A 10,884-nucleotide genomic window follows, 5' to 3' on the forward strand; every position below is an offset into this window, starting at 1 on the left:
AGCTCGAGCGTACCGATCCATATGCTCAAACGCTGGGTGAGTCGCGCGCTTGGATGCTGCAGCGCGTCCGTCAGTTTTTTCGTTACAGCATTCATTCGCATCCTGTTCAGTTGAACGCAACGATGCGCGGTCGTCACGTTCGGAGCTTTTACTGCAGAAGAATTTAGGGTTGCAACGTAAAATCGTCAATTAGATGACCGACAATTCGGAATCGTCTTAATTGGTCAGCTACCCGCTTGGGGATTTCGCGACGGTTCCCTTGGTCACGGCGCCCCTGCGAGCGCTGATACCCCGGCAGGCTCAGCGAGCCGCTGTGATTCCCACTGTCAGCAACACTGTTAGCGTTTCCCTTCACATAGACGAGCGTGCAGGCAGGCAACATGAGAAGGGAGATAGCGACGAACGTCCCACGCACCAAGGCGATCGACGCACGACGTCTATCGTCTTGGTCGGTCGAGCCGTCCACGCAAGCTTGCTTGAACCGATTCATCAGGAAGGCGCTTTACGCGACCTTTGTCAGCGACAGGCGTCCGTGGATTTGGAGCGGTGTTTGCGTGGTCGCGCCAAGCACTTTCGAAAAGCCTGCCCACACGTTGTCGCCTGCGGAATGGGTATCGGTCCGGCGACGATCAAGCCCAGCGTTCCGTTCTTCGTTTGGGTGCCCTGCGGCGGATCGAGAAAGCGTCGAACCGATTGCTGTAGACGTCCGGGTAGCCGTACCCCACACACACCGAGAAGATCATCTGCCAAGCGGGGGTTGCAGAGCCGGTTTGTTCAGAATGGCCGTTGGACCACTGCTTGCGGTCCAGTTAGCGTTCAACGACAGCCTGTTTCGCGCGCTGCCGTCGGTGGCATCAGGATTGGTTGTATTGTTGTCAGCGAGGTTAAATCAGAAGCCTTCTCCATCCGCACGCAATTGCACCGCGCTTGCGGGAAAGCCACCGACGTTCGTATGCTTGGCGAAGTAGCCATGGCAGCCGTTCGACTGCTTCTCACCGTTGAGCCGTCATAGCAAATCGAACCTTCCCATTGGCCGCGATGGGTCGACAACGGACCTATGACGTGGCCGTTTTGGAATCGGCACCCGGTGTTGAACCAGATGATGCAATTGCAGAAATTGCATCAAGCGGCCCAGACTTTAGTTTCGTGAATGATCTCGGTCGATCCGCGGAATCATCACAGGGGGCGAAACCTTGCGGAACGCAATCCCTGACACCATTCGTTGGCGGAGATGTCATTATTCGGCGGCCCAACTTTCCGTTGTCGGCAGGTTTGCTCGTGGGATAACAAGGTGTTCGTCCACAAGGCGTCGAGCGCATAGGAAGGGATGCACGGCAAAGCGGCGCAGAGGTACGCTGAATGAGTCGAGCGTCCAAGGGGCCTTATGGGCATTGTGACCCGCATAGTCCCCGCAACTGTCCCCGAAAGCCCCTCACCATTGACGCAACACCGCCAACGGCTTGATGACTTGAGTTGAAAAAGCTGGTGGGCCGGGTGGGGCTCGAACCCACTATCGGTCGATTATGAGTCGACAGCTTATACCAGTTAAGCTTCCGGCCCTTTTGAAAGCAGAGGGCAAAAAGAAAGCGCCATGGCGGCGCTTTCTCTAATACAAACGTTGCGCGACAACTGAAGGTTTGCGAGTTTGCCTCACAACGCCTTCCATTACAAGCCCATTGATCCGATCAGTTCCCTTCCAGGAATGACTTGAGCTTGTCCGAACGGCTAGGATGCCGCAGCTTGCGCAACGCCTTCGCCTCGATTTGCCGAATCCGCTCACGCGTGACGTCGAATTGCTTGCCGACTTCTTCCAGCGTGTGGTCCGTGCTCATCTCTATGCCAAAGCGCATCCGCAACACTTTCGCCTCGCGCGGCGTCAACGAATCGAGCACGTCCTTCACGACATCGCGCATGCTGGCATGCAGCGCGGCATCGGAGGGAGCCACCGTGTTCGTATCTTCGATGAAGTCGCCAAGATGCGAATCGTCGTCGTCGCCGATCGGCGTTTCCATGGAGATCGGCTCCTTCGCGATCTTCATGATCTTGCGGATCTTGTCCTCCGGCATCTCCATCTTCTCGGCCAGCGTCGCCGGGTCCGGTTCCAGCCCGGTTTCCTGCAGAATCTGCCGCGAGATGCGGTTCATCTTGTTGATCGTTTCGATCATATGAACCGGAATGCGGATGGTGCGCGCCTGGTCCGCAATCGAGCGCGTGATGGCCTGACGAATCCACCATGTCGCGTATGTCGAAAACTTGTAGCCGCGCCGATATTCGAACTTGTCCACCGCCTTCATCAGTCCGATATTGCCTTCCTGAATTAGGTCGAGGAACTGCAAGCCGCGGTTCGTGTACTTCTTCGCAATCGAAATCACGAGACGCAGATTCGCCTCGGTCATCTCGCGCTTCGCCTGACGCGCCTTCAGTTCGCCCGCCGCCATCTGACGGTTGGTTTCCTTCAGGTCCTTGAGCGGTAACACGACGCGCGCCTGAAGGTCCAAAAGACGCTGCTGCTGCTCGCGAATCGCGGGGATATTGCGCTCGAGCACGGCGCTATAGTCGTGCCCTTCGGCCACTACTTTGTCGCCCCACTCCAGATCCGTCTCGCTGCCCGGAAAGCGCGTGATGAACTCCGCGCGCGGCATGCCGCACTTGTCGACGACCGTGTGCAGAATCTGCCGCTCGACCTGGCGCACTTCGTCCACTTGCGCGCGCAGCGTGTCGCACAGACGCTCGACGGTACGCGCGGTGAAGCGGATGCTCATGAGTTCGGTCTGAATGGCTTCCTGCGCCTTCAGATAGGCCTTCGACTTGTAGCCTTCCTTCTCGTAGGCCCGCCGCATCTTGTCGAACCATTCGCTGATGAGCGAGAACTTTTCGAGCGACTGACGCTTGAGCGCTTCGAGTTGGGCGGCGTTCGCGCTGGCTTGCGCCGCGCCATCGTCGTCGTCCTCTTCCTCGTCGCTTTCCTCGTCCGATTGCTGCTCTACGTCCTCGGTCTCTATCGCTTCGGCTTCCTGTTCGGAAAAACCGTCGGTGTCTTCCGCGTTCGGGTCGATGAGGCCATCCACCAGTTCGTCGACGCGCGTCTCCTCGTTCTGCACACGCTCGGCCATCGCGAGAATGTCGGCAATGGTCGTCGGGCATGCGGAGATCGCCATGACCATGTGCTTGAGGCCGTCTTCGATACGCTTCGCGATCTCGATTTCGCCCTCGCGTGTCAGCAACTCGACCGTGCCCATTTCGCGCATGTACATGCGCACCGGGTCGGTCGTTCGGCCGAATTCGGAGTCGACGGTGGAGAGCGCGACTTCGGCTTCTTCCTCGACTTCATCGTCGGAAGAAGCGTTCGGCGCGTTGTCGTTCAGAAGGAGCGTTTCGGCATCCGGCGCCTGCTCGTACACCGCCACGCCCATGTCATTGAACGTGCTGATGATGCCTTCGATCGCCTCGGTTTCCGTGAAGTTATCGGGCAGGTGATCGTTGATTTCGGCATACGTGAGGAAACCGCGCTCCTTGCCGAGTTTGATGAGCGCGCGAAGCTTCGAGCGGCGCTCCTCGATCTCCTCGACAGTGCCGGGCGCGCTCGACGCGAACGCGTCCTTCAGAAGCGCCTTTTCCTTCGCACGGCGGTCGCGAGCCTTAGCCTTTTCGACCTTCGCCGCAGGCGCGGCGGTGGGCTCCGCAGTTTGCGTTGCGTCGTCTTCGACGGGTACATCGTTCAGCTTTTTCGTCATGGAGTTCGCCATACAGGCTTTAGTCTCGACTCGCGGCTGCTGGACAACAGCCGATGGAACCGTAAATACCAAATACGCACGCTGCATCGTCCTGCGTGCCCTGCCCGGGGCGCCATCGCGGTTGAATCCGTCGCGGTTCATCACGGCGAATTCGTCATACGCCCTTCACCACGATAGCAGCCGCTTCCCTTGCGCCCGTCTGTACGTCGGCGTGCTTTCCTGTCCGTTTCGTGTCGGAGCAATGCTCAAACGCGTGCTGCGCACCGCTTTTACATGAGTCCCACAGCCGATTCGGCCAGCGCCTTGCTGCAACTTCCCTGCTTCCTTCGCTAACTATCCACGCACCAATGAAGGGATTTCACCCTTCGAAACGGGAGAGGAATTGACAAAAAGCAACTACTTTTTAACATTTTATTATAGCATCTCGCTATCCGGCTTCAGGGCTAGCCGCCCGTCCTGCCTTGATCTGCGCGATCTTCGCCGATAGCTCCGAGAACTCCGCCACCTCTTCCGGCGAAAGTCCCGGCTGCCGCGCCAGCAAATCCAGCCGCGCGCGATAACTGTCGTGTTGCAATTTCAGTACCGTCGCCTGCAACTCTTCGGCGAGCAGGCGTTTCTGCTCTTCCACACGCTGCGCGGCGTCCTCGTCGGACGGATCGCGCATCAGTAAATCCCGCACGTTTTCATCATAGGCGAGAATTTCCTGGAAGATATCCTCGTAGGTGGGCGCGTTTGCTGCGTTTCTCAAGATGTCTGAAAGCATCTGGAATTCTGCGCTCGCGCCCAGTTCGCGCGCATGCGCGATGACTTCGCTGAACAGTTCGCCATGCTCGGTCATGGTGACGAGCGTGCGTTCGCTGATTCGATCGAGCGATGCCGCAATGCCCGGATACATCACCAGATTGCGTAGCGCGCGCTGTTCCTGACCCGTGACACGCCGGCGTTCGCTCCTCGGCACCATCGCGCGGGCGACAGCGGCGGCACGCGAGTCGATGTCGCAAAGTGCGGCGATTTCCGTGAACGGCGTAGCGAGGCGGTCGGCCAGCATATGCAGAATCTGCACGCGCAACGCGTTGGCGGGCAGCGCCTGCAACAGCGGCTTCGCGTCGAACAGGGCCTTCGCGCGGCCTTCGGGCTGGTCGAGTTCCTTGTCGTTCAGCACCTCGTTAAGCAGAAATTGCGACAGCGGCATTGCGCGGTCGACTTGCTCACCAAAACCGTCGGCGCCGAATTCGCGCACATAGCTGTCCGGATCGTGCTCTTTCGGTAGAAACAGAAATTTGATCGTGCGGTTGTCCGCTGCGTGCGGCAGCGCGGCTTCGAGTGCGCGGCGCGCGGCGCGTCGGCCGGCGGAGTCGCCGTCGAAGCTGAAGACCACCGTTTCCGTCTGTCGAAAAAGCTTCTGTACATGGACCGGCGTGCAAGCCGTGCCGAGCGTGGCGACGGCGTTCGCGAAACCTAGCTGCGCAAGCGCGACCACGTCCATATAGCCTTCGACGACGAGCGCATAACCCAGTTCACGAATGGCAAGACGCGCCTCGAAAAGGCCGTAAAGCTCGCTGCCTTTGCTGAATAAAGGCGTTTCCGGCGAATTCAGATACTTCGGTTCGCCGCTGTCCAGCACGCGTCCGCCGAAGCCAATGACGTTGCCCTTCACATTTCGAATAGGGAACATCACACGTTCGCGGAAGCGGTCGTAGCGGCGCGCTTGTCCTTGCGCGTCGGTTTTTTCGCTGACGATTACGAGCCCCGCTTCCACCAGATTCTCATGGCGATAATCGGGAAACGCGCTTTCGAGATTCTGCCAGCCGTCGGGCGCGTAGCCCAAGCCAAAGCGCGCCGCGATCTCGCCAGTCAAGCCGCGTTTTTTCAGATAACCGATGGCGTTAGGCGCGCCGCGCAACTGTTTGCGATAGAAGTCGCAGGCGGTCTGCATGACTTCGGTGAGCGCGACGCTGACGGCCTTGCTCGGCGCGTTGGCATAGGCGTCACCGCCCGCGCCACCCGCGCCGCCGCGAAACGACGGCTCCTGCGGCACGGTCAGACCCGCCGACTGCGCGAGGTCCTTCACGGCCTCGGGAAACGTCAGCCCCGTATGCTCCATCAAAAAACCGATGGCCGTGCCATGCGCGCCGCAGCCGAAGCAATGATAGAACTGCTTGGTCGGACTGACCGTGAAAGACGGGCTCTTTTCGTTATGGAACGGACACAAACCCATGAAGTTCGCGCCGCCCTTCTTCAATTGGACGTAACGGCCCACCACGTCGACGATATCGACGCGGTTGAGCAGGTCCTGCAGGAAAGCGTGCGGTATCAACGTAGGCGAACGCCGCTGATTACTTGGCGAGCGCGGACTTGACCTGCGCGGAAACGGCCGTCATATCCGCCTTGCCCGCGAGCTTCGGTTTCAGCGCGCCCATGACCTTGCCCATGTCTTGCGGGCCGGCTGCGCCCGTTGCGGCGATGGCGGCCTCGACTTCAGCGGCGATGGCATCGGCGGAAAGCTGTTCGGGCATGTACGCCGCGAGCACGGCGAGTTCGGCGTTTTCCTTCGCCACGAGATCGTCGCGGCTGGCCGCTTGAAACTGGCTGATGGAGTCCTTGCGCTGCTTGATCATCTTGTCGACGACGGCGACGACGGCCGTGTCGTCGAGCGTGATGCGCTCATCGACTTCTCGCTGCTTGATGGCTGCGAGCAGCAGGCGAATGGTGCCGAGGCGCTCGGTTTCGCGCGCGCGCATGGCATTTTTCATGTCGTCGTTGATCTGATCCTTGAGGCTCATCGTTCACCCGGTGCAATTGCGAAATTCGCGATATTGAAAACCCGGCTGGCGCGACACGTGCCCGTGCGGCTCCCGACCCTTTCCGCTAAAGCAAAAACCCGCTTGGGAATGCTTCCTCAAGCGGGACTTTGAGCGAGGCCGTTGAAACCGCGGCGAAGCTTGAGGCCATCGTGACGTCAGCCGGAGCGAAAGAATCCGTGCCCGAACGCGCGTTTCGAGGCGCCTTCGAACAAATACGGAATCCTCCGATAACCGTTTGAGTATAGCAGGCGCGATGGCGTTTCGAGACCGCGCCACGGCGGCCGGAACGCCCCGTCTCAGCCGTGCGCGAACTCCGCCGCGGCCTTGCCCGCCGCGACGCCGGAAGCCCACGCCCATTGGAAGTTGTAGCCGCCGAGCCAGCCCGTCACATCGACAGCCTCGCCGATGAAATACAAGCCCGCGACGCGCTCGCTCATCATCGTCGTGGACGAGAGTTCGCGGGTATCGACGCCGCCGCGCGTGACTTCGGCCTTGCGATAACCTTCGGTGCCGCTCGGCGTGATCGTCCAGTCCGACAACGACGCGCCAAGGCCCTTGAGCGTGCGATCGGAGAGATCGGCGAGGCGGGCATCGACGGAAACATGCTGCGCTTCGAGCCACGCGTGCGCGAGCCGTGCGGGAACGTGGTCCGCGAGAAAGTTGCCTATTTGTTTCTTCGATCCCGCCTTGGCTTCGAGCAGGAGCTCTGTGGCGTCGGCGTCGGGCAGGAGATCGACGTGGATCGGCTCCGACGTATTCCAGAAACTCGAAATCTGGAGCACGCCCGGACCGGACAGCCCGCGATGCGTCAGCAGCAAGTCCTCGTCGAATTCACCTCGCGTCTTGCCCTTGCCCGTGCCGATGCGAACCGGCAGCGACAGCCCCGACAACGCAGCGAACGGCGCCCAGTCGGCTGACGTGAAAGTGAGCGGCACGAGCGCGGGAAGCGTTTCGACTAGCTTGTGGCCGAACTGTTTCGCCACGCGATACCCGAAATCCGTCGCTCCGATCTTCGGAATGGACAAGCCGCCCGTCGCGATGACGAGCGCGGCCGCGTCGATTGCGCCCGCCGAGGTGTCGAGCGTGAAGCGCGCGCCGTCGTGCCGGATCTCGTGGACGCTCACCGGGCGCCGCCACGCGACGCTGCCGGCATCGCATTCGCTTTTGAGCACGTCGATGATGGTTTCGCTCGAATCGTCGCAAAAAAGCTGGCCTTTGTGCTTTTGATGCCATTTCACGCGGTACTGCTTCAAGAGCGCGAGAAAGTCGCGCGGCGTGTAGCGCGCGAGCGCGGAGCGGCAAAAATGCGGATTCGCCGACAAAAAGTTTGCCGGCTGCGCGTTGAGATTGGTGAAGTTGCAGCGGCCGCCGCCCGAGATACGGATTTTTTCGGCGAGACGCTCGGCGTGGTCGATCAGCACGACGCGACGCCCCGACTGGGCGGCGACTGCCGCGCACATCATGCCGGCCGCGCCCGCGCCGATCACGGCGATATCGAAGGATTCCATGGCGCGCATTGTAACTGGGGGGCGTCGTTACACTGCTATACTTTTCTGTTCCCTTCAAGCGCTCAACCCATGCTAGTTCTCGGCATAGAAAGCTCCTGCGACGAAACCGGCCTCGCCCTCTACGACACGGAGCGCGGCCTCCTTTCGCACGCCCTGCATTCGCAGATCGCGATGCATCGCGAGTACGGCGGCGTGGTGCCCGAACTGGCTTCGCGGGATCACATCCGCCGGGCGCTGCCGCTCCTCGAACAAGTCATGGCCGAGGCCCACGCAGCGCGCGCCGACATCGATGCCATCGCGTTCACGCAAGGTCCGGGGCTTGCGGGCGCGCTGCTGGTGGGCGCGAGCATCGCCAATGCGCTGGCGATGGCATGGGACAAACCGACTGTCGGCATCCATCATCTCGAAGGACACCTGTTGTCGCCGCTGCTCGTCGATGCCCCGCCGCCGTTTCCGTTCGTCGCGCTGCTCGTATCGGGCGGCCATACGCAACTGATGCGCGTCACCGATATCGGCGTCTACGAGACGCTCGGCGAAACGCTCGACGACGCGGCGGGCGAAGCCTTCGACAAAACCGCAAAGCTGCTCGGGCTGGGTTATCCGGGCGGGCCGGAAGTGTCGCGGCTGGCGGAATTCGGCACGCCGGGCGCGGTCACGCTGCCGCGTCCGATGCTGCATTCAGGCGATCTCGACTTCAGCTTCAGCGGCTTGAAGACCGCCGTGCTGACTCAAAGCCGCAAGCTCGGCGCGAATGTCTGCGAGCAGGCAAAGGCAGATCTGGCGCGAGGTTTCGTCGATGCAGCCGTCGACGTGCTCGTCGCCAAGTCGCTCGCGGCGCTCAAGAAGACCGGGTCGAAGCGGCTGGTCGTGGCGGGCGGCGTCGGCGCGAACCGGCAGTTGCGCGAGGCGTTGTCGGCTGCGGCAAGGAAGCGGCGCTTCGACGTGCATTACCCCGACCTGGCGCTTTGCACCGATAACGGCGCGATGATCGCGCTGGCGGGCGCGTTGCGGCTTGCCCGCTGGCCGGAGCAGGCCGGGCGGGATTATGCATTTACGGTGAAGCCCAGATGGGATTTGAGTTCGCTGGCGCGAGTTTGACCTTTGCGTGGCTTCGTGCGAAGTCTGGTTTGCTGAATGAACCGCACGACGACCTCGACACAGCCAAGGCCCACACGGATCGCAACACGCGACCAACGCCGGCCAACGAGCTCACGAATTAGCGACGCATGTGCCTTGCGCGAACGGGCGGCACGCACGCAACGGCAATATTCGCGCGGCCAATGCATCGCCAAATGAGGAAAGGGCGTCGCTCCAACGTTCATTTCGGCGGATCGAACGCCTGCACAACCGCCCCGAACGCCGGCAGCGCCTCACACCGATCGCCATGCGCGATCAACGCCGGCCAGCGATTCCCGCTGACCAACGCCCCATGCGCTTCGCGCACGAACCGCAGCGCGCAAGCAACGGCGATATCCGCGTGACCGATTGCGTCGCCGAACCAGAAAGGCGTCGGACGCGCCGCGCGATCCGCTTCCAGCACGTCGAGCACGCGTTCGATCTGCCCCGTGCAGCGCTCGACCCAAGCCTGCGACTTTTCCGCGTGCATCACGCGCTCGTAGACCAGCGCCACAGCCTTGTCCGCGAGACCCGTCGCGAGCGCACACACCTTCAGCGCCGCACGACGCTGCGCGCCGCTTTGCGCAATCATCGCGCGGTCGTCGCCGGCGAGTTCATCGAGATAGTCGAGGATCGTCGCGCTCTCGATCACCGTGTCGCCCGACTCCAGCACGAGCGTCGGCACGCGCGAGAGCGGGTTGAACGGCGCGATCTTGCCGGCATCGCCGAAAGTCGACCACGGCCAATGCTCGTAGCCAATGCCATAAAGATTCAGCGCAATGGCCACGCGTCTGACAAACGGGGAATCGTATTGGCCGATGAGAATCACGACGCACTCCGCAAAGTTCGGGTCGAACAGTTTAAGCGCGCGCGGGCTTCGGAAACAATGGCCACGCGAGCAGCGCGCACACGCCCGCCAGCAGCCACACGCCCGGCCACGAAGTGGCCGCCAGCACATGCGGAATGACGAGCGGCGTCACGAACAAGCCCACGTAGACGGCCGTGTTGGTCATGCCGAGCGCCGTGCCGGCGCGCTGCATGCCGGCGAGCGTGGCGAGTTCGGTGTACGCCACCCCATGCCATGCCGATACACAAATGCCCGCAAAGACCGACATCGCCGCGAGCAAGTACGGAAGCTGCGCGACGCCCAGCGCGGTCGCCGCCGCCAACGCCACGAACGACACCGACGCGACCACCACCGACCCGCGCAGATACGCGCGCCGGTTGCCGCGACGATCCGTATGACGGCCGCTCCAGACGCGCATGATCATGGCGCCGAGTTGCAGCGCGCCCATCGTCGCGCTGATCGCCGCGACGCCGAAGTGTCCCGCGTCGTGCATGAAAACCGTCGCGAAGGTCAGCACCGCGAATTGCGGCACGCACAGCACGCCAATACCGAGCACCACGCGCCAGATCCGCGCATCTCTAAACGGCGCAGCCGTCGTTGCCTGCGATACCCCCGCGTCCGCGCGATGCGGCCTTTCCGGGGGCTCATGCAGCCAGCGCCAGGTGAATGCGCCCGAGATCGCGCACATTGCGGCGAGCGTGCCGAACACCGCGCCAAAACCGTGCGATGAAGCGAGCCACGGCAGCAACGCCGCGCCCAGACCGCCACCCATCGGCACGGCGGTCTGGCGGATGCTCATCGCGAGACCGCGCTCGCCTTCGCCAAACCACGCCATGACCGCGCGCCCGCTCGATCCGTTGACGCTGCCGCCGAGC

The 10,884-nt window shown here is 61.9% G+C and carries 7 protein-coding genes and 1 tRNA gene; 1 reads left to right on the forward strand and 7 read right to left on the reverse strand.

Annotation, left to right across the window (positions count from 1 at the left end):
- Positions 1 to 1,483: 1,483 nt before the first annotated feature.
- The 5 genes from QCE79_RS29510 to QCE79_RS29530 all read right to left on the reverse strand — a co-directional run bounded on the left by QCE79_RS29510 (position 1,484) and on the right by QCE79_RS29530 (position 8,046).
- Positions 1,484 to 1,560: transfer RNA gene (locus QCE79_RS29510), tRNA-Ile, on the reverse strand.
- A 125-nt stretch (positions 1,561 to 1,685) separates the two neighbouring features.
- Complete coding sequence (rpoD, locus tag QCE79_RS29515; protein ID WP_244829191.1) at positions 1,686 to 3,746, reverse strand: RNA polymerase sigma factor RpoD; 2,061 nt, start codon at positions 3,744 to 3,746, stop codon at positions 1,686 to 1,688.
- A 415-nt stretch (positions 3,747 to 4,161) separates the two neighbouring features.
- Positions 4,162 to 6,051, reverse strand: a complete 1,890-nt coding sequence (gene dnaG, locus QCE79_RS29520; protein WP_244829190.1) for a DNA primase — start codon at positions 6,049 to 6,051, stop codon at positions 4,162 to 4,164.
- 19 nt (positions 6,052 to 6,070) lie between these two features.
- A complete protein-coding gene (locus QCE79_RS29525) occupies positions 6,071 to 6,517 on the reverse strand; it encodes a GatB/YqeY domain-containing protein (protein ID WP_244829189.1) in 447 nt (148 codons plus the stop codon).
- Positions 6,518 to 6,834: 317 nt separating this feature from the next.
- Positions 6,835 to 8,046, reverse strand: a complete 1,212-nt coding sequence (locus QCE79_RS29530) for an NAD(P)/FAD-dependent oxidoreductase (protein ID WP_309849999.1) — start codon at positions 8,044 to 8,046, stop codon at positions 6,835 to 6,837.
- Between the two features lie 69 nt (positions 8,047 to 8,115).
- On the opposite strand from QCE79_RS29530, the gene tsaD reads away from it, so the two are divergent.
- Positions 8,116 to 9,144: a tRNA (adenosine(37)-N6)-threonylcarbamoyltransferase complex transferase subunit TsaD gene (tsaD, locus tag QCE79_RS29535; protein WP_309850001.1), complete on the forward strand. Its 1,029-nt coding sequence runs from the start codon at positions 8,116 to 8,118 to the stop codon at positions 9,142 to 9,144.
- A 220-nt stretch (positions 9,145 to 9,364) separates the two neighbouring features.
- On the opposite strand, the gene QCE79_RS29540 is transcribed toward tsaD, so the two are convergent.
- Together QCE79_RS29540 and QCE79_RS29545 are read right to left on the reverse strand one after the other, a co-directional pair.
- Entirely contained in the window at positions 9,365 to 9,991 is a 627-nt protein-coding gene (locus tag QCE79_RS29540) for a glutathione S-transferase family protein (protein ID WP_309850005.1), read from the reverse strand.
- 31 nt (positions 9,992 to 10,022) lie between these two features.
- A partial coding sequence (locus QCE79_RS29545) for an MFS transporter (protein WP_309850008.1) occupies positions 10,023 to 10,884 on the reverse strand: 862 nt, incomplete at its 5' end.

Origin of the sequence: Caballeronia sp. LZ003 (assembly GCF_031451465.1) — a bacterium.
Taxonomy (GTDB): domain Bacteria; phylum Pseudomonadota; class Gammaproteobacteria; order Burkholderiales; family Burkholderiaceae; genus Caballeronia.

Coding starts and splice junctions, on each gene's coding strand:
- tsaD (WP_309850001.1), top strand. CDS start 8,116: ATGCTAGTTCTCGGCATAGAAAGCTCCTGCGACGAAACCGGCCTCGCC.
- QCE79_RS29530 (WP_309849999.1), bottom strand. CDS start 8,046: ATGGAATCCTTCGATATCGCCGTGATCGGCGCGGGCGCGGCCGGCATG.
- rpoD (WP_244829191.1), bottom strand. CDS start 3,746: ATGGCGAACTCCATGACGAAAAAGCTGAACGATGTACCCGTCGAAGAC.
- QCE79_RS29525 (WP_244829189.1), bottom strand. CDS start 6,517: ATGAGCCTCAAGGATCAGATCAACGACGACATGAAAAATGCCATGCGC.